Raw genomic sequence first — 23,191 nt, 5'->3', positions numbered from 1 at the left:
CTAAGGTAACCCGTCGAGCAGCGGCTGCGGATCCAGAATCGCGATCAGCCGCCGCCCCGGCGCCAGGTCCAGCGGCTTGGCCCGCTCGATCCCCATCCGCGCCGAAAACTGCGCCTCTCCCGCCTTCAGACCCACCGTGACCTCCCGGCCTGCCATCCGCAGCGCATCGACCGTCACCTCCACCGCGTTGCGGCTGCTCACGGCCTCTCCCCTGACCAACACGACCTTGCGGGGGTCGATCAGGCAGGCCGCCGTATCCCCGACATCGCCATTCACCATAGCGAGCCAAAGCGGGCCGAGCGGCGTCAGAACCTCCGCCTCTCGTCTGGCATCGAAAGATCGGATCGTCCCGGTGACCGTGATCGCCCCTTCCGGCGCAACCAGTCCCGGCACCGGGTGCCGCTCCAGAACCTCCGCGATCGGCCCCGAATCCGTAAGCTGCCCGGCCTCGATCATCACCAGGGTCGTCGCCAGCCGCAGGACCTCTTCCATCGCGTGGCTGACATAGAGGATCGGGATACGAACCTCGCGCGCCAGCCGGTCCAGATACGGCAAAATCTCCGCCTTCCGCCGCGCATCCAGCGAGGCAAGAGGCTCGTCCATCAACAGCAGCCGTGGCTCGCGCAGCAGCGCCCGCCCAATCGCGACACGCTGCTTTTCTCCGCCCGACAGGCGCGCCGGGCGCCGATCGAGCAGCCCTTCGATCCCCAAAAGGCTGACAACCGCGTCAAAGCCCTCCGCCCCGCCGCCGTACCGCAGGTTCCGCCGCACCGTCAGATGCGGAAACAGCCGCCCGTCCTGAAACACATATCCCATCCGCCGGGCGCGCACCGGCACATCGATCCCCGCCGCGCGGTCGAACAGCACCTCACCGCCCACCGCGATCCGGCCCGCATCCGGCCGCAAAAGACCCGCAACCGCGTTCACCACGCTCGTCTTGCCCGCGCCGGACGGTCCATAAAGCGCCGTCACGCCCGGCGGCGCAGCAAAAGCCACCTCCAGCTGGAAATCCCCCAGCCGGTGGCGCAGGTCGACCTCCAGCGTCATCCGCCCGCCACCTGCCGGGCCGCCCGCCGCGCCAGAACTTCGGAGACGGCCAGCGCCGCCATCGCGATCACGATCGACAGCACCGCCAACCGCAGCACGACGCCGTCCTGCCCCGGCACCTGCAGCGCGCCGTAGATGGCCGACGGGATCGTCAGCGTCTCCCCCGGGATCGCGGCGGCGAACGTGATCGTCGCCCCGAACTCACCCATCGCCTTGGCAAAGGCCAGCACGATCCCCGCCAGAAGCCCCGGCCAGATCAGCGGCAGCGTCACCGTCCAGAAGATCCGCCAGCGCGACGCGCCAAGCGTCGCGGCCGCCTCCTCCAGCCCCGGATCGACCGCCTCGATGGCCAACCGCAAGGCCCTCACGAGCAACGGGAAGGCCATCACCGCCGCCGCGACCGCTGCGCCCGTCCAGCGGAAGGCCAGGACGATGCCGAAGGTCTCCGCCAGCCAGGCACCGACGACGCCCTGCTGGCCGAACAGGATCAGCAGCAGATACCCCGTGACAACCGGTGGCAGCACCAGCGGCAGCAACACCAGCCCGTTCAACAGCCCGTGCCCCGGAAACCGCCAGCGCGCCAGCGCGTAGGCCACGAACAGCCCCAGGGGCAGGCTCGCAATCGTCGCGACCAGCGAGACGCGCACGGAAAGCCGCACCGCCTCCCACTCCGCGGGGCCGAGAAAATCAGAGATCATCCGCCCCCGGCCTCAGAAATCCCGCATCGTCGAAAGACACCCGGCCGTCGCCCGTCAGATAGGCGGCGAAGGCGTCTGCCGCCTCGGTCTCAGCCAGGACGGCCAGCGGATAGACAATCGCCGGATGGCTGTCGACGGGCAGTTCGGCGACCACCGACACCGCAGGCTCCGCCAGAGCGTCGGTCGCATAAACCAGCCCCAGCGGCGCCTCTCCCCGCGCGACCAGCGCAAGTGCGGCGCGCACGTTCTCCATCTCCAGCAGGCGGTCCGAAACGCTGTCCCACAGGCCCAGTGCCTCCAGAGAGGCCCGCCCGTAGATCCCGGCGGGAACCGCATCCGTCAGCGCAATCGCAAAGCGGTCATCCGGGCCTAAGAGCGTCGCAACCGTCTCAGGGGTCAGAGGTGCCGCGCTGGCCTCTCCGGGCGCAATCAGCACCAACCGGTTCGACAGGAACGGCACCGCCTCGGCGGCCCCCGCAACACCCTGATCCGCAAGCCACTCCATCCACCGCGGATGCGCCAGGATCGCCAGATCCGCAGGCGCGCCCTGCCGGATCTGCCGCGCCAGCGTGGGCGAGCCCGCATAGGCCACCTGTACGTCATGTCCCGACGCAGCCTGCCACGCCTCGGCGGCCTGATCGAGCGGTCCCTTCAGGCTCGCCGCCGCGAAGACCGTCACGGTCTCCGCCCTCACGGGCGCGGCAAGACAGAGAAACAGGCACAGGATCCGGATCATGCGGCGGACCATGACCGCGGCCCGATGCCGTTGCAAGCCCGGCCGGATGCTGCGGCTCTTGATCGCCGATCGCCCCTCGACAGAGCCGCCTCGCAAAGGCACCTTCGCCGGGAACTTGCCAGATCGACCCAATGCTCTTCTACCGCCTCCTCATCTCCCTTGCAGCGCCCGTCCTCGCGGTCACGTTCCTCTGGCGCGTGATGCGCGGACAGGAGGATACGGCAGCTCTCAAGGCCCGGCTCCTGGGCCCTCCAACCGCCCCGGGCCCGACAATCTGGCTCCATGGCGCCAGCAATGGAGAGCTTGCCTCCGCCAGACCCCTCGCCGAAGCGCTGCTCAGACACTATCCGGGTCACCGTCTCTGGATCACCGCCAACACGGTGACGGGCCGCGACCTCGCCACGGGCTGGGGCCTTCCCCGCACCACCGCCACGGCCGCACCGCTCGACTTGCGCTGGCTCATCGCTCGGGCGCTGCGCAGGCAATCCGTCACCCTCTGCCTGACGCTGGAAAACGAGCTCTGGCCCAACCGTCTCGCCACCTGCGCCAGACGGGCCGTGCCCGCAGCCCTGATCGCCGCGCGGATGACAGCCCGCACCGCCCGGCGCTGGCAAAGGTTTCCCAGTCTTGCTCGTACCACGCTCGGCACAGTCCGGCTCCTCGCCCCGCAATCCCCAGACGTCACGCCCCGCCTCAAAGCGCTCGGCATCCCGGCAAACGCGATCGCCCCGCCGATCGACCTCAAAAGCCTCTACCGACCCGACACCGCTTCCTTATCAGAACCCCTAGTCGCAGCCTTCAACCGCGAGGCCACAATCCTCTTCGCCTCCACCCATGACGGAGAAGACGCCCCCCTGCTCGACGCCTTCGTCCAGGCCCGCGCGACGCAGCCGGACCTCAAGGCGATCCTCGCGCCACGCCATCCGCGCCGCGCCGAGGACATAACCAACCTGATCCGCGATCGGGGCCTCACCGTCGCCCGCCGTTCCCAAAAAGAAAGCCCAAGCGCGGACATCTACCTGGCCGACACGATGGGCGAAATGGCGTTCTGGTACCGCCTGGCCGCGGTCACCTTCGTCGCAGGCTCCCTCGCCCCGCGCGGTGGCCACACGCCCTACGAGCCCGCCGCCTACGGCACCGCCATCCTCCATGGCCCATCCGTCCACAACTTCGAAGGCGCGTACAAAGCTCTTGATCAAGCAGGCGGTGCGCAGCTCTGTGAGGCGCCGGAGGAGATCGCGACTGCGATTCTCACTCATCTGACCGGCTCGTCGATGCCTGCGATCGCTCGCGAGACCCTCGCCGCTCAGGCCGATCTCGACGGCCTCCTCGACCGGATCGCGGCCCTTCTCCCCCCATAAAGTGCCGCGATCCGCGCCCCGATCTCGGGCCGTACCGGCCCCTCCCTCGGCGCATCCGCAAGCGTCGTGAACCAATGCTCCGGCGGCTGCCGCCCGCGCCGGTCTCCGTCCCAGACCAGCCCGCGCAGCACAGCTTCGGCCGCCGGCGGCAAGGGTTCCGGCACCGGGTGCCCGTTCAAGACACCCCAAACGCCGGTCCAAAGCCGCCCGACCGACCACGGGTTGTAGCCGCCTCCGCCCAGCACCAGAAGCCGGGGCGCAAGCGGCATAACCGCCCGCACAACCGCCCAATGGGCCCCGTTCGACAGCGCCAGCCGCGATTGCGGGTCCTCTTCGACCGCGTCGGCCCCGCATTGCAGCACGATGGCTTCCGGCGCGAACCCGTCGATGACCGGCAGGATCAGGTCTTCTCGGATCACCGCCATTTCCCGATCGTTCAGCCCGGCAGGCACCGGTAGGTTCCAGACCTGCCCCGCCCCGCGATCCTCCAAGGCCCCCGTCCGGGGCCACCGCCCTTCCTCGTGAACCGAGATCATCAGACTATCCGGATCGCCTCCGAAGGACGCCTCCACCCCATCCGGATGATGCGCGTCGATATCGACATAAGCGATCCGCCGCACGCCGTGGTGCCGAAGCGACAACATCGCAAAGACCGGATCGTTGAAATAGCAGAACCCGCTCGCCCGGCCCGGCAATCCGTGATGCGTCCCGCCTGCCGGATGGTGGACTATGCCGCCCTGCGCCAACAGCGCCCCCGCTAGGATCGACCCGCCGACCGCCGTCGCAGGCCGCCGGAACATCTCCGGAAAGACCGGGTTCGACGGCGTGCCGAGCCCGTAGAGTTCCACTTCTCCAGGCCGCACCGCGCCGACCCGCTCCGCCCGCGCGACGGCCTCCACGTAATCCGGCGCATGCCACTCCGCCAAAGCGCGCGGCCGCGCCCGCGGCGAGGTCCGGTACTGCGCCTCCGGCAGCCAGCCCAAGGCCCGCGCAAGGTCCATCACCGTCGATACCCGCGGCACCCGCAACGGATGCCAACGGCCATAGCTCGACCCACGATAGATCTCGTGCCCTATAAAAAGGGGTGTCTCAGATGCGCCCATCACAGAGATTTCGCCGCCTTCCGCCGCGCTTTATTTGCATGATAACCCCCCGCACCGTATCAGTAACTTCACGTGTAAACCGTTCGGCAAGATAGACCGCAGATAGATCATGACCATGATGCGCCCGCTCACCAAGGCCCGCAGGCTCAGTCTCGCCGGCGTTTCCAAACGCAGCGTGCGGACCCAGTTCGCGGCACTCTGCTTTCGTGAGAAAAAGGGCGAGCTTCAGGTCTGCCTCGTCACCAGCCGCACCTCCAAGCGCTGGATCCTGCCCAAGGGCTGGCCGATCCATGGCCATACGCCGGCCCGGGCCGCCGCCATCGAAGCCTATGAAGAGGCGGGCTTGCGCGGCCGCACCTACGAAACCTGCCTCGGCGTCTACGAGACCCGCAAGCGCCACGACCAACGCCGGCTGTTTCTGGCCATGGTCTATCCACTGAAGGTGAAGAAAGAGCTCAATAACTGGCCGGAAAAGCACGAGCGACGGCGCAAATGGTTCACGCCGGAAAAGGCCGCCGACAAAGTCGATGAACCGGGGCTGGCCGACATGTTGCGCGGGTTCGACCCAGCGTCGCTCCCGCGTTGAGCCCTTTGCACCGCTTTTCAGCCGCCCTATCTTGTCGATTGGGACCTTAGACAGATGATCAAATACACCCTCAAATGCGGAGATGGCCACGCCTTCGAAAGCTGGTTCCACTCCTCAGACGCCTTCGATGCCCTGCGCGACGCAGGCCGCCTCTCCTGTATCGAGTGCGGCAATACGCATGTCGAAAAAAGCCTCATGGCCCCGAAAGTGCGCCCTGGCAGAGCCTCCGGTCCTCTTCCCGAACCGGCAAACACATCCGACGCCCCTCCGCCGGATTTCGTTAAGGCGGTGGCAAAACTGAAGGCGCATGTGGAAGCGACCTCCGACTACGTCGCCGACCGCTTCGCCTCAGAGGCGCGCGCGATCCATGTCGGCGACGCGCCCGACCGCCCGATCTACGGCGAAGCGAATTCGGGCGAGGTCAAATCGCTCCTCGACGACGGCATCCCGGTCGCCCCTCTCCCCTTCGTCTCCGGTCGCAAGGTCAACTGAGGCGGGTCACCCCTGTCCGATGCGGGCACCTCTCTCCGCGACCGAAAGAGGGCCGGCGGCCATTGCCCGTATCCGCAGGGCAGCCTACCACTCGGCTGAACCGACGCTTTGAAAGACAGATCCATGCTCGCCCTCATCACAGGTGCCAACCGCGGCATCGGCGCAGCCCTGCGCGACATCCTCTCGAAAGATTACGAGGTGATCGGCACCGCCCGCACCGCGCCGAAACAGCCGGGCTGGCAAGATCTCGATCAATCCGACCCGGCCTCGATCGCGGATCTGGCGGCCAGGATCGACCGCCCGCTCGATCTCCTCGTCTGCAATGCGGGGATCTACCCCGACAAGGGGCAGAATCTCGCGACCGGCTACCCGCCCGCCATGTGGGCCGAGGGTTTCGCCACCAACGTCACCGGCCCGTTCCTCCTCGTCCAAGCGCTCCTCCCCCGCCTGCGTGAGGCCCGCGGCAAGATCGCCCTCATCTCCTCCCAGATGGCCTCCCACGAACGGGCGCCCGGCGGCAGCTATATCTACCGCGCCTCCAAGGCAGCCCTCCTCAACCTCGGCCGCAACCTCGCGACCGACCTCAAGCCTGACAGCATCGCCGTGGGCATCTACCACCCCGGCTGGGTCCGCACCGATATGGGCGGCGATCACGCCGCCATCTCACCGGAAGAAAGCGCCCGCGGCCTCGCCCGCGGCTTCGCCGCCCTCTCCCCGGACACGACCGGGGTTTTCGAAACCTGGGACGGCCACCCCCACCCTTACTGACGTCATCTGGCCCCAAATACTCCATCCGCGCTTTCCATTCGCGCAGCACGATGGAACAACGCGTCCGCGAAGGCCGGGCCGGGCGGGTGTCGCGCCACCAGGCGCGCAGTCGCCCGCGTCCGGCCCTTGCCCTTCCGCGCCCCTTTCCCTATCCCGCGCCGGACCCGTAGCCGAGACCACCCATGCCCGTTCTAGTGATGAAATTCGGCGGCACCTCCGTCGCCACCCTCGACAGGATCGCCCGCGCGGCCAAGCGCGTGGGCCGCGAAGTCGCAAATGGCTATGACGTGATCGTCATCGTCTCCGCCATGGCGGGCAAGACCAACGAGCTCGTCAGCTGGGTGGAGGAGACCTCGCCCCTTTTTGATGCGCGCGAATACGACGCCGTCGTCTCCTCCGGTGAACAGATCACCGCGGGCCTCATGGCGCTCACCCTGCAAGAGATGGACGTCCCCGCCCGCTCCTGGGCCGGCTGGCAGGTGCCGCTCAAGACCACCTCCGCCCACAGCTCCGCCCGGATCGAGGAGATCCCGACCGATAACATCATGGCGAAGTTCGGCGAAGGCATGAAGGTCGCCGTCGTCGCCGGATTCCAGGGCATCAGCCCCGAGGGCCGCATCACGACGCTCGGCCGCGGCGGATCCGACACCACTGCGGTGGCCTTCGCCGCCGCCTTCGAGGCGGACCGCTGCGACATCTACACCGATGTCGACGGCGTCTACACAACCGATCCCCGCATCAGCACCAAGGCCCGCAAACTCGACCGCATCGCCTTCGAAGAGATGCTGGAGCTCGCCTCCCTCGGCGCCAAGGTGCTGCAAACCCGCTCGGTCGAGCTCGCCATGCGCTACAACGTGCGCCTGCGCGTGCTCTCCAGCTTCGAGGACAACAACGAAAACGCCGGCACGCTCGTCTGTGCCGAGGAGGACATCATGGAAAGCAAGGTCGTCTCAGGCGTCGCCTATTCCCGCGACGAGGCCAAGGTCACGCTGATCTCCGTCGCCGACCGCCCCGGCATCGCCGCCGCGATCTTCGGCCCGCTCGCCGAGGCGGGCGTCAATGTCGACATGATCGTCCAGAACATCTCAGAAGACGGCCGGACCGACATGACCTTCTCCTGCCCCGTCGATCAGGTTGCCCGGGCCGACGACGCGATGGAAAAGGCCAAGGCGCGGGGAGAGATCAATTACCACGACCTCGTCGCCGACAAGGATGTCTGCAAGGTCTCGGTCGTGGGCATCGGCATGCGCTCCCATGCGGGCGTCGCCTCCCAGATGTTCACCGCCCTCAAGAACGAGGGGATCAACATCAAGGTCATCACGACCTCCGAGATCAAGATCTCCGTCCTGATCGATCGAAAATACATGGAGCTTGCCGTCCAAGCGCTCCACGACGCGTTCGGGCTGGAAACCGCCTGAGGCACGCAACAGGGTCAAACCTGTTGACTTATCGCCGGGAAAGGGCCATCTGCCCTCCAGCGTCTTCTGCCGCGTGAGCGAAAGAGGCAGGCCAACCGGCCCGCCCTGGCAGGACGCCGATATATCACACGCACCCACATCACGCAGGGGTTCGGCGCCGGATTGGCTTAAGGCCAGCGTCCCGGCGCGCCCCGATCGCCCTGTCGTCCGGACCGGGCGGCGCCTGAATTTCGCGCGGCCGGGACAGCCCCCGCCGCCACTCAAGGACATGTATCCCATGGATTTCGACATGCTGGGCCTTGCGCCCCGCCTCATCGCCAAACTGGCCGAACAAGGCATCACAGACCCGACCCCGATCCAGAAAAAGGCCATCCCCCACGCCATGAACGGGCGTGACGTGATGGGCCTCGCCCAAACCGGAACCGGCAAAACCGCCGCCTTCGGCCTGCCGCTCATCCACACCCTGATGCAGGTCGGGGAAAAGCCCGAACCGAAAACGGCCCGCGGCCTGATCCTCGCGCCGACCCGCGAGCTCGCCAAGCAGATCCTCGACAACCTGCGCGCCTATTCCGACGGAACGCATCTCAAGATCGGGCTCGTGGTGGGCGGTGCTTCAATCAATGCCCAGATCAATCGGCTCCAGAAAGGGACCGACCTGCTGGTTGCCACGCCGGGCCGCCTGATCGACCTGCTCGACCGTAAGGCGGTGCGCCTCGACCGGACGGAATTCCTCGTCCTCGACGAGGCCGACCAGATGCTCGACCTCGGCTTCATCCATGCCCTGCGCCGCATCGCGCCGCTCCTGTCAAAGGATCGGCAGACGATGCTCTTCTCGGCCACGATGCCAAAACAGATGGCCGAACTGTCGACGGCCTATCTGAATGATCCGGTCCGCGTCGAAGCCGCTCCTCCGGGCAAACCGGCCGAAAAGATCACCCAAGGCATCCACTTCGTCACGAAATCCGACAAATCCGTCCTCCTTATCGACCATCTGGATGCCCACCGCGACGAACAGGCGCTGGTTTTCACCCGCACCAAGCACGGGGCCGAACGCCTGATGAAGACGCTCGACAAGGCCGGCTTCGCCGCTGGATCCATCCACGGCAACAAGTCCCAGGGCCAGCGCGAACGCGCCCTCAAGGCATTCCGCAACGGCGATCTGACCGTTCTCGTGGCCACCGATGTGGCGGCCCGCGGGCTCGACATTCCCGGCATTCGCCACGTCTACAATTACGACCTGCCGAACGTACCCGACAATTACGTTCACCGGATCGGCCGCACCGCCCGCGCCGGGCGCGACGGGTCCGCCGTGGCGTACTGCGCGCCTGACGAGATGTCCGAGCTTCGCGCGATCGAAAAGACCATGGGCCGCAAGATCCCCGTCCTCGGCGGCACGCCCTGGGCGGCGGAGCAGGCCAAGCCAACCCCCAACCGCCAAAAGCCCAAATCGCGCCCCTCCCAGAAACGCCGCCGGCCCCGCCGCAACAGGGCGGCGCGCGCCGCCTGAAGGTCTGACCCTTCAGCTTTCGTCACATCGTCCAAGTCGGCTAGTCACCGGATCAACCCGTATCTCGGTTTGGCCGACTTGCAGCGCGGCTTATGTCATGGGACATAAGCATGCGCAGCCCGACGGTCGGGCGTGTCATCCCGACGACGGAAGCCAACGATGGACACCCGCAGAGCTGTGGAGAACGAGGATCGCCTGGCCGCCCTGCGGTCGCGCCACCTCCTTGATACGCCGCGCGAAAGCGATTTCGACGCTATCGCCGCCCTCGCCGCAGCGATCTGCGATGCCCCCATCGCCCTGATCAGCCTCGTCGAGGACACGCGCCAGTGGTTCAAGGCCGCGATCGGTGTCGACATCCGCCAGACCACGATCGACCGCTCGATCTGCGCGCTCGCGATCCGGCAAAGCGACCTCTTCGTCATCCCCGACACCACCGCCGACCCGCGCACGGCCGACAACCCCCTCGTCGCCGGCGAGCTTCACCTGCGCTTCTACGCCGGCATGCCGCTCACAGGCGCCGATGGCCTGCCGCTCGGCACGCTCTGCGTCCTCGACACCAAACCCCGCACCCTCAGCGACGTTCAGGCCCAGACCCTCCGAACCCTCGCCCGCCAGGTCATGGCCCAGATCGACCTGCGCAGCGCATTGCGCAACCTCGCCGACGACCAGCGAGAGATCGAACACCAGACGCGCCGCCTGACCGAGGCGCTGGGCCAGCAGGACATCCTCCGCAAAGAGATCGACCACCGCGTCAAGAACTCCCTTCAGCAGGTCAGCGCGCTCTTGGGCCTGCAAGCGACCGAAGCAGGCGACGGCCCCCTCGCCGACGGCCTGCGCGAGGCCCAAGGCCGCGTCCGCGCCATCGCCGAGATCCACGACCAGTTGCACCGCTCCTCAACCTCGGCGACCGTCGATCTCTCCGCCTATCTGGACCGCCTCGCCGACATCCTGCGCAGCCAGGCCCGCCCCGGCATCACGCTCGATCTCCGCTCCGATCCTGTCGAGGTCCCGTCGCGCTATGCCGGATCGCTCGCCCTCTTCGTCAACGAATTCGTCTCCAACGCCCTCAAACACGCCTTCCCCGACGACTACGCAGGGCGGATCGACATCACCTTCCGTCACGACAGCCCCTACCTGCGCGGCGTCTTCCGCGACAACGGCCCGAACAAGACCGACCTTGCCTCGGCGGCGGCCCGGCCCGGCCTCGGGCTCAAGGTCATGCAGGCTTCTGCCGCCCAGATCGGCGGAACACTTCGCTTCGACACCGCCGATAGCGGCGCATCCGCAACGCTGGAGATCCCTCTGGACGACGGCCTCCGAAGCTGACGAAGACGGCCCAGCCTCCGGATCCCTTTCATGCACCGCCTCAGCCAATCGCCAACCGATCCCGCCTTTGTCCAAGATCCTTATCCGTTCTACGCCAAGGCCCGCGCCGCCGGCCCGCTGATCTTCTGGGAAGACTACGGCGCCGTCGCCGCCACCACCCATGAGGCGGTCAATGTGATCCTCAAAGATCGCCGCTTCGGCCGCACCCCGCCGCCCTTCGACATCCCGGATCATCTGACCGATTTCTACGCGCTCGAGGCCCATTCCCTCCTCGAACTCGACCCGCCGCGCCATACCCGCCTTCGCGCCCTCGTCCTGCGCGCCTTCACCTCCGGCGCGGTCGAGGCGCTGCGCCCTCAGATCGCCGAAACCGCCCACAGCCTCATCGACGCCTTCCCGGATGGCCCCTTCGATCTCCTGCCCGCCTTTGCCACGCCGCTGCCGCTCCTGACCATCACCCGCCTCCTCGGCCTGCCCGAGGGGGTGGCACCCCAGCTCCTCGCCTGGTCGAACGCCATGGTCCGCATGTATCAGCCCGCCCGCACCCACGCGGATGAAGAGGCGTCCAACACAGCCGCCCGCGACTTCGCCGCTTTCCTCCGAACCGAGATCGCCGCCCGTCGCACCACCCCCACCGACGACCTCCTCTCCCGCCTCATCGCCGCCCACGATGAAGGCGACAGGCTGAGCGCGCCCGAGCTCGTCTCCACCGTCATCCTCCTCCTCAACGCGGGCCACGAGGCGACCGTCCACACGCTCGGCAACGCGGTCAAAACCCTTCTCGAGGCCGGCGAAACCGCCCGCCGCCCCGTCCCGGTCGAGGAACTCCTCCGCTTCGACCCGCCGCTCCACGTCTTCGCCCGCTACGCGCTGGAAGAGGTCACGCTCTACGGCCACACTTTCGCCCCCGGCGACCGCGCCGACTGCCTGCTCGCCTCCGCCGCCCGGGACGGCGCGCCCGAACACTTCGCCCCCGAAGCCAAGGCCCCGCGCCACACCGCCTTCGGCGGCGGCCTCCACTTTTGCGTCGGCGCCCCGCTTGCCCGGCTCGAGATCGAGGTGGCCCTCACCATCCTCCTCGACCGCTGCCCCACCCTCGCCCTCACAGAGCACCCACGCTATGCCGACATCTACCACTTCCACGGGCTGGAAGGGCTGGTGGTCAGCCGCTGAAGAACAAAGCGGCAGATCATGGATGCGCAGGCGATCTGCCGGCCATGGAAGCCGGGCGGCCACCGCATATATCGCCGCTTCAAAGAGCAAGCCTTCGACTTGACTTAAACACGCGTTAAGAGACGGTCATCGAACCCGGCGGCGACGTGGTTCTCGTGTCGCTGGATGGCGGGTCGCGGATGTCCGGCAAGCTGATCGATTACTCAGACGGCATGTATCATGTTCAAACGAGCCTTGCAGCGGTGAGCGCCCCGGTGGGTTCGGTGACGTGCGAGGGGCCGGGATGCCCGACCTTCGAACTCGCTGCCTTCAAGAGCGACGAACCGGCAGGCGAAGAGGTCGAAACAGAGGCGGCACTCCCCGCGCCCACCCGCCTGCCCGCAGATCTGGTCATGGTTGGCTCCGATAACCTCGGCGAAGACCTCATGCCGCTCATCATGGAACCCTTCGCCGAAGTTCTGGACGCCAGATTGTCCGAGGCAAACGAATTCCCCGACTATATTGCACAATACATCTTCACTCCGAACGATGGCGGCGACCCCTTCGTGCTCGAGGTGGAATCGACCAGCTCGGGCCCCGGCCTCGAACGGCTGATCGCCGGGACGACCGACATCGCCATGTCCTCCCGCGGGGCCGAACCGGACGAGGTCGCGGCGCTTGCGGCGCAAGGCAGGGGCAACCTGCTCGACGTGTCCCAGGAATATGTGGTGGCCGTCGACTCCGTCGTGATGATCGTTCACCCGGACAATCCTGTCGACGCGCTGTCGCGCAGGCAACTGGCTGGCATCTATTCCGGACAGATCAGGAACTGGGCGCAGGTCGGTGGCCCCAATCTCGAGATCGTGCCAGTGGCCCGCCCCGGCGGTTCCGCGCGGCGCAACTTCGAAACCTGGGCGTTCCGCTACCGGCCCGACCCATCCGACAACACGGTCATCGTCGACGGCGGCAAGAAGCTGACCCGCTACGTGATGGAGACGCCCGGCGCCATCGGCTACAGCATCAGCGACAACGTGCTGGACTCCAAGCCGATCGATCTCATCCTCGATTGCGGCGTGCGCACCGATGCCTCCCCCTTCAAGAGCAAGGCAGAGGAGTATCTGATGGGGCGCCGGATCCGCCTCTACATCGACAACCAGAATCCCAATCCGACAGTTCGGCAAATGACCAACCTCATGATCTCGCCCGAGGTCGACGATGAGGTGGACGAGTCGGGCTACTACAGCCTCGGGATCGTCGGTGATCCGCAGGGCCAGGCCCGGCTTCTGGATGCCGCCGTGATCGGCCAGCCGCAGCGCATCAGCAGAGCCGTTCAAAACCGGATCGTCCGCGAACTCAGCGGGGCAGAGCGTCTTTCCCTGACCTTCCGGTTTCCGACCGCGCGGTGGAACTTCGACAGTAAGGCGCTGCGCGATCTCGACCGGCTTGTCGAATACCTGGGCCGTCCGGGAAACCGCGACCGGGAATTCATCTTCGTCGGCTTCGCGGACGCACGCGGGGACTACAACTATAACGTCCAGCTTTCGCTGAACCGGGCGAACGAGGTTCTGTCGAAGGTCCGCGCTCACCCCGGCGGCCGGGACCTTGGCCGAACCAGAATGTCGGTCCTCGGCTACGGCGAGGCCGCACCGGTCGGATGCAACGACAACCAGGTCGGACTGGCCCATAACCGCCGGGTCGAGGTCTGGGTTCGCTGACCTCGATGATCGGCTCCCGAAGCCGAGACCTGAACACACTTTTGGGGAGGGCCCGTCGCGGCCCTCCTTTTCTTTTGTCGCCCACTTTCGGACCGGCTCGAGCGTTCGGCGACCCATAGCATGACGAGCCGTAATAAGGATCCTGCTTGACCACCTCGATTAAACTAATAACCTAGTTATATCGAATCATGAGGCTTGCCATGGACACCACCGAAGCCGCCCAGGGATTTGCCGCCATCGGATCGGAGGCCCGCCTCCACGTGCTCAAGACCCTCGTTCGCGCAGGCGACGAGGGGCTGACGGTGGGCGAGATCCAGTCCCGCACCAGCATCCCTCCCTCGACGCTCGCCCACCACCTGCGCTTCCTCACGGCAGGCGGCCTGATCGAACAGCAAAGATCCGGCCGCACCACCCTCAACCGCGCCGCCTTCGACCAGCTCGAAGCGCTCGCTCAATTCATCCTCAGCGAATGCTGCGCAGACGTCACGCGAAAGGCCGCGAACAATGGCTGACACCACCCAGACCACCCCAAACCGGCTCACCCTCGACCGCGTCCGCTCTGTCTGGGCGCTGATCGCCGCCATTCTCGCGGCAGTCGCCCTCCTCGACCCCGATAACCTGGGCTCAATCCTCACCTCAGCGACAACCTCCCTTGCCCGAACGACCCCCTACATCGCCTTCGCCGTCCTCCTCATCGCCTGGCTCAAGGCCGCAGGCGCCGAGGCGATGATCGCCGAGGCCTTCAAGGGCCGCGAAACCCGCATGATCGTCCTTGCCGCCATGCTTGGCGGCCTCGCCCCGTTCTGCTCCTGCGAGGTCATCCCCTTCATCGCGGGCCTCCTCGCCCTCGGCGCGCCGCTCTCGGCGGTCATGGCCTTCTGGCTCGCCTCCCCGCTCGTCGACCCGCCGACGCTTCTGATCACCGCCGCGGCCCTCGGCTGGCCCTTCGCGGTGGGCAAGGCCGTCTCCGCCGTGGCGCTCGGCCTCTTCGGCGGCTTCGCGATCCGCGCCGTCACCCGCACCGGCTGGTTGAGCGATCCTCTGCGCGTCCGGCAAAACACCGGTTGCGGCTGCGGCCCCTCCCCCTTCAGCGGCCGCCCCGTCTGGCGCGTCTGGACCGAGCCCGACCGCCGCACCACATTCGCCCGTGAGGCCAGGACCAACGCACTCTTCCTCCTCAAATGGCTCGCGCTCGCCTATGTCCTCGAAGCGCTCCTGAAGAGCTACATCCCCGCCGACCTGATCGCGACCGCCGTCGGTGGCGAAGGGATCCTCCCCATCGCCACCGCCGCCCTCGTCGGGATGCCTGCCTATCTCAACGGCTACATCGCCCCACCGCTCCTCGCCGGGCTGATGGACCAGGGAATGACCGCGGGCGCCGCGATGGCCTTCATGGTCGCCGGCGCCGTCAGCTCCATCCCCGCCATGGCCGCCGTCTGGTCGCTGGTAAAGCTGCGCGTCTTCGCCACCTACATCGCCCTCGGCATCGGCGGCGCGATCCTGTCCGGCATCCTCTTCCAGCTCATCGTCTGATGGCGCTAACCTCCGACGTGATGCCGACCATTTGCCGCCCGGATGCCGCACGCCCTCAAAGCGGCAATTCCGCCGTCGCCTTGATCTCCTCCATCGAAAGAAGCGCGGTCACGTTGTAGACCCGCACTTCCGAGATCAGCGCCTGATAGAACGCGTCGTAAGCCCGCGCATTGGCGACCCTAACCTTCAGAATATAGTCGATTTCTCCCGCCAACCGATGCGCCTCCTGCACCTCCGGCCGGGCGCGCAGCGCCTCCAGAAACCGCTTCTGCCAATCCGCCTCGTGCTCCGACGTCCGGATCAGCACGAAGAAACAGGCCTCGAACCCCAGCTTCTCCGCATCCAGCTCCACCACCGTCCGCCCGATCACCCCCGCCTCCCGCATCTTGCGGATGCGGTTCCAGACGGGCGTCTTCGAACTGCCCACCGCCTTGGCAATTTCATCCAATGACCGGCTCGCATCCCGCTGCAGCTCGCGCAGGATGTTCCTGTCTGTGTCGTCGATCCGGAACGCCATCCCGGCCTCCTGCCATTTTCAGAACAAAGCTCTCCGAAGGAGCGTCACTCAGAACATACGTTCCTATTTTTCCGCCTCACTGGCAACAGAACAGAACAATATTCTATATTGAAGCGAGACCCAAGGAGCGCTCCGATGCAGCATTTCCCCATCTTCCTCGCCGTCGCAGGCCGCCGCATCGTCCTCGCAGGCGGTGGCGATGCCGCGATCGCCAAGCTGCGCCTGCTGCTGAAGACAGAGGCGCACCTCACCGTCATCGCCCAAGACATCGCCCCCGAAATCCTCGCCTGGGAGGCGGAGGGCAAGCTCCGCACCATCCGCCGCGCCATGGCCCCCGGCGACGCGCTCTGCGCTAGCCTCTTCTACGCCGCGAACGAAGACGCCACCGAAGACGCCCGCGTAGCGACCCTCGCCCAGGCCGACGGCGCCCTCGTCAACATCGTCGACAACCTGAACGACAGCCAGTTCATCACCCCCGCCATCGTCGACCGCGACCCGGTGACCGTCGCCATCGGCACCGAAGGCGCGGCCCCGGTCCTCGCCCGCAAGATCAAGGCCGATCTCGAGGCGCGCCTGCCCCAATCCCTCGGCCCGCTCGCCCGCCTCGGCAAGGCCTTCCGCGCCGCCGTCGAGGTGCGCCTGCCCATGGGCCGCAAGCGCCGTGAGTTCTGGGCGGAATACTACGACAAAGCCGGCCCCGCCGCCTATGAGGACGGCGAACAGGCTGTCAACGAACTCCTTCCCGCGCTCCTCCACCGCCACGCCACGGCACCCGAACAGGAAGGCCATGTCGATTTCGTCGGCGCCGGCCCCGGCGATCCTGACCTTCTGACGCTCAAGGCCCGCAAGGCGCTCGACCGCGCCGATGTGGTTCTCCATGACCGCCTGGTTCCGGTGGAAATCCTCGAGCTCGCCCGCCGCGAGGCCACCATCATCGAGACCGGCAAGACCGGCTTCGGCGCCTCCATGAGCCAGGACCACATCAACGCCCTGATCACAGACCACGCCCAATCCGGCGCCCATGTCGTCCGCCTCAAATCCGGCGACCCGACCGTCTTCGGCCGCCTCGATGAAGAGATCGAGGCCTGCGATGCCGCCCAGATCCCCTGGCGCATCGTCCCCGGCATCACGACGGCCTCCGCCGCTGCGGCGACCATCGGCCAGAGCCTTACAAAGCGGGGCCGCAACAGCGCGCTCAAGCTGCTGACGGGCCACGACACCAAAGGCTTCACCGATCATGACTGGAAAACGCTCGCCCGCCCGGGAGAGGTTGCGGCGATCTACATGGGCAAACGCGCCGCGCGCTTCGTGCAAGGCCGCCTCCTGATGCACGGCGCCGACCCCGACACCCCGATCACGGTCATCGAAAATGTCAGCCGCCCGGATCAGCGCCTCCTCGAAACGCGCCTTTCGACCCTCGAACCCGCGCTCACCGATGCAGGCCTCACCGGCCCTGCACTGATCTTCTACGGTCTCGCCCCTCGCCGGGCCGAAGCCGCCCTTCCCCAGCTGGCAGAGGAGATTGCCTGATGCCCCGCGCCTTCACGCCCAAGGTCGTCACCGCCAACGCCCTGCTCGACGGGGATGCCGTCTGGCTCACCGAAGACGACTGCTGGACCCGCGACATGGCCGAGGCCGAGCTGATCGATGACGAGGCGCACGCCCAGATCCGGCTCCTCCTCGCCGAAAGCCAGCCAGACGTCGTCGTCGGCGCCTACCTCGCCGACGCGCAAGCAGGCGCGGACGGCCCCGAACCCACCCATTTCCGCGAGGAGTTTCGCACCCGCGGCCCCTCCAACTACGCCCACGGCAAACAGGCGGAGACCGCCGAATGACCTATCAATACAACGACTTCGACCGCGCCTTCCTGGCCGAACGCAACGCCCAGTTCCGCGCCCAGGTCGCGCGCCGCATCGACGGTTCGCTGACCGAGGATGAGTTCAAGCCGCTGCGCCTGATGAACGGCCTCTACCTGCAGCTCCACGCCTACATGCTGCGGGTCGCGATCCCCTACGGCACACTCCGCTCCGCCCAGATGCGTCAGCTGGCGATGATCGCCGAGCGGTGGGACAAGGGCTATGGCCATTTCACCACCCGCCAGAACATCCAGTATAACTGGCCCAAGCTGCGCGACGTGCCCGACATGCTCGACGCGCTGGGGGAGGTCGGCCTGCACGCGATCCAGACCTCCGGCAACACGATCCGCAACGTCACCGCAGACCATTTTGCAGGCGCCGCGGCGGACGAAATCGCCGATCCCCGCCCCGTGGCCGAACTCCTACGCCAATGGTCCACCGACCATCCGGAATTCCAGTTCCTGCCCCGCAAGTTCAAGATCGCGATCACCGGATCGCCCAACGACCGCGCCGTGACCAAGGCCCACGATATCGGCCTGCGCATGGTCGAACGGAACGGCGAACCCGGCTTCGAGGTCATCGTCGGCGGTGGCCTCGGCCGCACACCAATGATCGGCAAGATCATCCGAGACTTCCTGCCCAAGGCCGACCTGCTGCCCTATGTCGAAGCCATCGTGAGCGTCTACAACCTGCTCGGACGGCGCGACAACAAGTACAAGGCCCGCATCAAGATCACCGTCCACGAGCACGGCATCGACGAGATCCGCGCCCGCGTCGAAGAGCGCTTCGCCGCCATCCGCCCGCAATTCTCGGGCGTCGATCAGCAGATGCTGGCAAGCATCGAGGCCCAATTCGCCCCGCCCGACTTCAAGACGGCCCCCACCGACGCCTTCGAGGCAGAGCGCACCCGCAACCCCGCCTTCCGCTCCTGGACCGACACCAATCTGACGCCGCACCGCGCACCGGGCTACGCCATCGTCTCGGTCTCGCTGAAGAAACACGGCGCCACGCCGGGCGACGCCACCGCCGACCAGATGCGCCGCCTCGCCGACCTGGCCGAACGCTACGGCCACGACGAACTGCGCATCAGCCACGAACAGAACGTCATCCTGCCCCACGTCCACCAATCGGACCTGCCCGCACTCTACGCAACCCTCCGCGACGCGGATCTGGCGACGGCCAATATCGGCCTCGCCTCCGATATCATCGCCTGCCCCGGCATGGATTATTGCGCGCTCGCCACCGCCCGCTCGATCCCCATCGCGCAAGAGATCGCGACCCGCATCGACGCGCTCAAGATCGAGCACGAGGTCGGCCACCTCAAGATCAAGATCTCGGGCTGCATCAATGCCTGCGGCCACCACCATGTGGGTCATGTCGGGATCCTCGGCCTCGACCGTGCGGGCGTCGAAAACTACCAGATCACCCTCGGTGGCGACGGCACCGAAACCGCCGCGATCGGCACCCGCACCGGCCCCGGCTTCCCGGCGGACGAAATCGTGCCCGCCATCGAACGCATCATCCTCGCCTATCTCGACCTGCGCGACAGCGAGGACGAAACCTTCCTGCAGACCTACGCCCGCGTCGGCATGGAGCCCTTCAAGACTGCCCTCTACGAGCAAAAGGAAAAGGCCCATGCCGCTTGAAGCGCCCCTTCCCCCGGTGGCCGAACGGGTCGCCACACTCAACGCGGCGACCCGCCACCACGGCGCCATCTCCGTCCTCGAAAAGGCCGTCACCGATCCCGGCGTTGGCCGCCTCGCCCTCGTCTCGTCCTTCGGTGCCGAGTCCGTCGTCCTCCTCCACATGATCTCGGTCATCGACCGCACGACCCCCGTGCTCTTCATCGATACCGAGATGCTGTTCGACGAAACCCTCGCCTACCAGGCGGAGGTCGCCGAGAAACTCGGCCTCACCGACATCCGCCGCATCGGCCCCGCCCGCGCCGACCTTCTGGCCCAGGATGCAGAAGGCGTTCTGCACGTCCACGACCCCGATGCGTGCTGCACGCTCCGCAAATCCGGGCCCCTGCAGACCGCACTCGACGGGTTCGACGCCTGGATCACCGGCCGCAAACGCTATCAGGGCGGCCAGCGCGCCACGCTCGAATTCTTCGAGGAAGAGCCCGAAACCGGCCGGATCAAGATTAACCCGCTGGCCCGCTGGGCCAGGGAGGATACGGCCGAATACATCGCCCAGAACCGCCTGCCCAGGCACCCGCTCGTCGCCAAGGGCTATCCCTCCATCGGCTGCGCCCCCTGCACCTCGCCCGTCGGCGCCGGAGAGGATGAGCGCGCCGGACGCTGGCGCGACACCGACAAGGAAGAATGCGGGATCCATTTCGAAAACGGCAAAATCGTCCGCGGCCCCAAGCGCCGCGCGGCGGCCTGAGGGGGGATGAATGAGTATTTTTGGCCAGATGAAGAGGATCACCCGATGAGCGTCATCGTCACCGATAGTGGCTTCGGCACCGACGACTGGACCGGCGGCTTCGTCGCGCCCGAGACGCTGGCCGCCAACGATTGCGGCCAGCTGGGGCTCGATCTGCTACCCGATGCCGACCTGTCGCAAATCGCGGACAAGCTGCATTGCTTCGCCCTGATCCGCATCGCCTTTCCCAGCTTCGCCGATGGCCGTGGCTTCACGCTGGCCGCTGAACTGCGCCGCATGGGCTACAGTGGCCGCCTACGCGCCCATGGCCACGTCATCGCCGACCAATATGCCATGGCCCGCCGCGCGGGCTTCGACGAGGTCGAGATCGCCGATGATCTGGCCGCCCGCCAACCCGAGGACCAATGGCTGGCCCGCGCCGCGTGGCAGACCCGCGACTACCGGGCGCGCCTGCGCGGCTAAGCCTTCCGTTTTCATCCCCAAGATGCCAGATAGAAAGGCGCGAGGGTCGGCCCTCGCGAATTGAGACATGACCGAGCAGAGCCCCGTGACCCAGACCGCCGCCGCCGCCGTGCCGACGCTTCCTGACGCGCAAACCGTGACGTCGGTCCGCCACTATACCGACCGCCTGTTTGCCTTCCGCGTGACCCGGCCGCAATCCTTGCGCTTCCGGTCCGGCGAGTTTGTCATGATCGGCCTGATGGGTGACAACGGCAGGCCCCTCCTGCGCGCCTATTCCATCGCCTCCCCCTCCTGGGACGACGAGCTGGAATTCTACTCGATCAAGGTGCAGGACGGCCCGCTGACCTCGAAACTCCAGCACATCCAGCCGGGCGACCAGATCATCCTGCGGCCCAAACCCGTCGGCACGCTCGTTCACGACGCGCTGACGCCGGGCAAGCGCCTCTGGTTCTTCGCCACCGGCACCGGCTTCGCCCCCTTCGCCTCGCTCCTGCGCGATCCGGAGACCTACGAGCGCTACGACGATGTCATCGTCACCCATACCTGCCGCGACGTGGCCGAGCTGACCTATGGGCGGGAGCTGGTCGAAAGCCTCGCCGAGGACCCGCTGATCGGTGAATTCGTCGGCGACAAGCTGCGGTATTATCCCACGACCACCCGTGAGGAGAGCCCGAAGATGGGCCGCATCACGACCCTCCTGAAGGACGGAACGGTCTTCAAGGATCTCGGCATCGACGGCATCTCGCCCGAGACCGACCGTGCGATGGTCTGCGGCTCCATGGCGCTCAACACCGACCTCAAGGAGATCCTCGAAGGCTTCGGCCTGCGCGAGGGCGCCAATTCCGACCCGGCGGAATACGTCGTCGAGAAAGCCTTCGTCGGCTAAGGGGGCCTTAGCGCCCCAACGCCCCCTGCAACTGCTGCAGAACCGCCTCGAAGGCTTCGGGGTTGTTCCGCGCCTGTTCGAGCGCGATCCGCAAGGCTGTCTTCTCGAACTCACCCAGGTTCGACTGATCGACCAGCTCCTGGATGCGGGCGAAATCGACCTCCCCGCCGGAAAGCGCCTGGTCGATGATCTCCTCAGGCGTCGCGTCCTCCGGCAAGGGCTCGGGCTGCGTCTCACCGCCATCGGCGGCGGGATCGCCCGCCTCGGGCGCCGGCGCGCTCTCTTCCGGCTCTTGGGCGGCCTGGCGCGCCGCGTCGACCGCCAGACGCGCGGCGGCGATCCGGTCCTCCGCATCCGTCGCGGCATCCGCCGCGACGCGCGACAGGGCCACCGCATCGGACGCGGCCGTCGTTGCGGCCTCGCCGCCCAGGGCTGTCGCTTCGTCCGCGATGGTGCCAGCGGTCGTCAGCGCCGTATCCGCAGCCTCGCGCGCCGCGCGGGCCGCGTCTTCCCCGATAGCCAGGGCAGTGTCGGCCGCGTCCAGATCACCCTCCGATACGGCCAGCCGGGCCTGCCCTGCCGCATCCACTGCCGCGCGCTGATTGGCCTCGGCCTCGTCAACCAGCCTCAGGATCGACCGGAACCCCTCTTCAAAGGAGGCGGGAAGCCCGTCTTCCTCGGCGGCAGCCGCATTATCCGCCGGCGGCTCTTCGACAGCAGGGGTCTCGACGACGTCTGCAGGTGCATCGTCCGCAACAGGCTGAACGTCCTCTTCGGCCCCGCCGAAGACCTCCAGCGGCGATTGACCGACGATCACATACTGATAGCCGAAGAACGCCAGAACGGCGATGACAAGTCCGATAATCAGATTTCTCATGGCGTGTTCTCTCCGCATCCATGGCTCTTGCAAGGAAATAGATCAATGTCGCTCCGATCAAAAGCGATCAGCGGCAAAACACCTGCTATGCCGGGCTTTTGCGGGTTGAAAGCGCCCGGTCGCACAGCTACTTTTCTCCCCTCTGAATCTGCAATCACCGAAGGATAGAACCCATAGCCCGCAGACCTCACAACGCCCCGCCGGTGCGCGACACCGGCCCCCGCGTCAACGACCGTATCCGCGCCAATGAAATCCGCCTGATCGGCGCCGATGGCGACAATGTCGGGGTGGTGACACCCGAACGAGGCATGGCCCTCGCCGAAGAGGCCGGACTGGACCTTGTCGAGATTTCGCCGAACGCCAATCCGCCCGTCTGCAAGATCATGGATTTCGGCAAGTTCAAGTACGAACAACAGAAGCGCGAGAGTGAGGCGCGCAAGAAGCAGAAGACGATCGAGGTGAAGGAGGTCAAGTTCCGGCCCAACACCGACACCCACGACTACGAAGTCAAGATGCGCAACGTTTTCAAATTCCTGGAAAACGGCGACAAGGTGAAGGTCACGCTGCGCTTCCGCGGCCGCGAGATGGCGCACCAGAACCTCGGCCGTGACCTGCTCGAGCGGGTGGCCGAAGACACCAAGGAAATCGGCAAGGTGGAGAACTTCCCCAGGATGGAAGGCCGCCAGATGGTGATGATGATCGGTCCGGTCACCAAATAGCCGATACGGCAAGACCGGAAGACAAGGCCGCGCCCAATGAG

Annotated in this window: 24 protein-coding genes; 18 read left to right on the top strand and 6 right to left on the bottom strand. The window is 66.7% G+C overall.

All coding sequences use genetic code 11. The features are described from left to right. From modC to modA, 3 genes are read right to left on the bottom strand one after another with little or no spacing between them, the layout of a single operon-like run. Complete coding sequence (gene modC, locus AADZ90_RS13300; protein WP_367310496.1) at positions 1-1,047, bottom strand: molybdenum ABC transporter ATP-binding protein; 1,047 nt, start codon at positions 1,045-1,047, stop codon at positions 1-3. After that, positions 1,044-1,745: a molybdate ABC transporter permease subunit gene (gene modB / locus AADZ90_RS13295; RefSeq protein WP_367310495.1), complete on the bottom strand. Its 702-nt coding sequence runs from the start codon at positions 1,743-1,745 to the stop codon at positions 1,044-1,046. Before modB ends, modC begins: the two co-directional genes overlap by 4 nt. Further along, positions 1,735-2,481, bottom strand: a complete 747-nt coding sequence (gene modA, locus AADZ90_RS13290) for a molybdate ABC transporter substrate-binding protein (protein WP_367310494.1) — start codon at positions 2,479-2,481, stop codon at positions 1,735-1,737. The genes modB and modA overlap by 11 nt, the downstream gene beginning before the upstream one ends. Positions 2,482-2,612: 131 nt before the next feature. On the opposite strand from modA, the gene AADZ90_RS13285 reads away from it, so the two are divergent. Then, positions 2,613-3,842 (top strand): 3-deoxy-D-manno-octulosonic acid transferase, encoded by a 1,230-nt coding sequence (locus tag AADZ90_RS13285; protein ID WP_367310493.1) that lies wholly within the window; start codon positions 2,613-2,615, stop codon positions 3,840-3,842. Here the strand turns inward: AADZ90_RS13285 and AADZ90_RS13280 are convergent. Further along, positions 3,788-4,945 (bottom strand): acetoin utilization protein AcuC, encoded by a 1,158-nt coding sequence (locus AADZ90_RS13280; protein WP_367310492.1) that lies wholly within the window; start codon positions 4,943-4,945, stop codon positions 3,788-3,790. The genes AADZ90_RS13285 and AADZ90_RS13280 overlap by 55 nt on opposite strands. A gap of 109 nt (positions 4,946-5,054) precedes the next feature. Here AADZ90_RS13280 and AADZ90_RS13275 point away from each other — a divergent pair, with 109 nt between their 5' ends. The 10 genes from AADZ90_RS13275 (at position 5,055) to AADZ90_RS13230 (ending at position 15,442) form a co-directional block, all read left to right on the top strand. Further along, positions 5,055-5,531: an NUDIX hydrolase gene (locus AADZ90_RS13275; protein ID WP_367310491.1), complete on the top strand. Its 477-nt coding sequence runs from the start codon at positions 5,055-5,057 to the stop codon at positions 5,529-5,531. Between the two features lie 54 nt (positions 5,532-5,585). Next, positions 5,586-6,023: a DUF1178 family protein gene (locus tag AADZ90_RS13270; protein ID WP_367310490.1), complete on the top strand. Its 438-nt coding sequence runs from the start codon at positions 5,586-5,588 to the stop codon at positions 6,021-6,023. Between the two features lie 123 nt (positions 6,024-6,146). Further along, the gene (locus AADZ90_RS13265; RefSeq protein ID WP_367310489.1) at positions 6,147-6,791 is read left to right on the top strand and encodes an SDR family NAD(P)-dependent oxidoreductase; all 645 of its coding nucleotides are present in this window, start codon (positions 6,147-6,149) and stop codon (positions 6,789-6,791) included. Between the two features lie 182 nt (positions 6,792-6,973). Then, positions 6,974-8,209, top strand: a complete 1,236-nt coding sequence (locus tag AADZ90_RS13260) for an aspartate kinase (protein WP_367310488.1) — start codon at positions 6,974-6,976, stop codon at positions 8,207-8,209. 277 nt (positions 8,210-8,486) lie between these two features. Continuing rightward, entirely contained in the window at positions 8,487-9,716 is a 1,230-nt protein-coding gene (locus AADZ90_RS13255) for a DEAD/DEAH box helicase (protein WP_367310487.1), read from the top strand. A 159-nt stretch (positions 9,717-9,875) separates the two neighbouring features. Then, positions 9,876-11,042, top strand: coding sequence for a sensor histidine kinase (locus AADZ90_RS13250; RefSeq protein WP_367310486.1), 1,167 nt, complete (start codon positions 9,876-9,878; stop codon positions 11,040-11,042). A 30-nt stretch (positions 11,043-11,072) separates the two neighbouring features. Next, on the top strand, positions 11,073-12,215 hold the full coding sequence (locus tag AADZ90_RS13245; protein ID WP_367310485.1) for a cytochrome P450: 1,143 nt from the start codon (positions 11,073-11,075) through the stop codon (positions 12,213-12,215). Between the two features lie 146 nt (positions 12,216-12,361). Continuing rightward, positions 12,362-13,909, top strand: a complete 1,548-nt coding sequence (locus tag AADZ90_RS13240) for a phosphate ABC transporter substrate-binding/OmpA family protein (RefSeq protein WP_367310484.1) — start codon at positions 12,362-12,364, stop codon at positions 13,907-13,909. A gap of 200 nt (positions 13,910-14,109) precedes the next feature. Next, entirely contained in the window at positions 14,110-14,421 is a 312-nt protein-coding gene (locus tag AADZ90_RS13235; protein WP_367310483.1) for an ArsR/SmtB family transcription factor, read from the top strand. Beyond that, positions 14,414-15,442, top strand: a complete 1,029-nt coding sequence (locus AADZ90_RS13230) for a permease (protein WP_367310482.1) — start codon at positions 14,414-14,416, stop codon at positions 15,440-15,442. Before AADZ90_RS13235 ends, AADZ90_RS13230 begins: the two co-directional genes overlap by 8 nt. Before the next feature lie 55 nt (positions 15,443-15,497). On the opposite strand, the gene AADZ90_RS13225 is transcribed toward AADZ90_RS13230, so the two are convergent. Then, positions 15,498-15,959 carry an Lrp/AsnC family transcriptional regulator gene (locus AADZ90_RS13225; RefSeq protein ID WP_367310481.1) on the bottom strand — a complete coding sequence of 154 codons (462 nt, stop codon included), beginning with the start codon at positions 15,957-15,959 and terminating at the stop codon, positions 15,498-15,500. A gap of 135 nt (positions 15,960-16,094) precedes the next feature. Here AADZ90_RS13225 and cysG point away from each other — a divergent pair, with 135 nt between their 5' ends. The 6 genes from cysG to AADZ90_RS13195 all read left to right on the top strand — a co-directional run bounded on the left by cysG (position 16,095) and on the right by AADZ90_RS13195 (position 21,554). Beyond that, the gene (gene cysG, locus AADZ90_RS13220) at positions 16,095-17,489 is read left to right on the top strand and encodes a siroheme synthase CysG (RefSeq protein WP_367310480.1); all 1,395 of its coding nucleotides are present in this window, start codon (positions 16,095-16,097) and stop codon (positions 17,487-17,489) included. Beyond that, positions 17,489-17,794 carry a DUF2849 domain-containing protein gene (locus tag AADZ90_RS13215; RefSeq protein WP_367310479.1) on the top strand — a complete coding sequence of 102 codons (306 nt, stop codon included), beginning with the start codon at positions 17,489-17,491 and terminating at the stop codon, positions 17,792-17,794. The genes cysG and AADZ90_RS13215 overlap by 1 nt, the downstream gene beginning before the upstream one ends. Continuing rightward, entirely contained in the window at positions 17,791-19,461 is a 1,671-nt protein-coding gene (locus AADZ90_RS13210; protein WP_367310478.1) for a nitrite/sulfite reductase, read from the top strand. The genes AADZ90_RS13215 and AADZ90_RS13210 overlap by 4 nt, the downstream gene beginning before the upstream one ends. Continuing rightward, positions 19,451-20,206: a phosphoadenylyl-sulfate reductase gene (locus AADZ90_RS13205; protein WP_367310477.1), complete on the top strand. Its 756-nt coding sequence runs from the start codon at positions 19,451-19,453 to the stop codon at positions 20,204-20,206. Before AADZ90_RS13210 ends, AADZ90_RS13205 begins: the two co-directional genes overlap by 11 nt. Positions 20,207-20,251: 45 nt before the next feature. Then, positions 20,252-20,668: a DUF934 domain-containing protein gene (locus tag AADZ90_RS13200; RefSeq protein ID WP_367310476.1), complete on the top strand. Its 417-nt coding sequence runs from the start codon at positions 20,252-20,254 to the stop codon at positions 20,666-20,668. Positions 20,669-20,735: 67 nt separating this feature from the next. After that, complete coding sequence (locus AADZ90_RS13195; RefSeq protein WP_367310475.1) at positions 20,736-21,554, top strand: ferredoxin--NADP reductase; 819 nt, start codon at positions 20,736-20,738, stop codon at positions 21,552-21,554. 7 nt (positions 21,555-21,561) lie between these two features. Here the strand turns inward: AADZ90_RS13195 and AADZ90_RS13190 are convergent, their stop codons facing one another. Next, positions 21,562-22,431 carry a hypothetical protein gene (locus AADZ90_RS13190; RefSeq protein ID WP_367310474.1) on the bottom strand — a complete coding sequence of 290 codons (870 nt, stop codon included), beginning with the start codon at positions 22,429-22,431 and terminating at the stop codon, positions 21,562-21,564. A 203-nt stretch (positions 22,432-22,634) separates the two neighbouring features. Between AADZ90_RS13190 and infC the strand changes: the two genes are divergently transcribed. Then, positions 22,635-23,150, top strand: a complete 516-nt coding sequence (infC, locus tag AADZ90_RS13185; protein ID WP_367310473.1) for a translation initiation factor IF-3 — start codon at positions 22,635-22,637, stop codon at positions 23,148-23,150. Positions 23,151-23,191: the final 41 nt, after the last annotated feature.

The sequence above is a fragment of the Aestuariibius violaceus genome (genome assembly GCF_040779325.2).
Classification (GTDB): Bacteria; Pseudomonadota; Alphaproteobacteria; order Rhodobacterales; family Rhodobacteraceae; genus Aestuariibius; species Aestuariibius violaceus.
The sequence above is the reverse complement of the archived record's forward strand: the minus strand, read 5'-3'. Positions and strand labels throughout refer to the sequence as shown.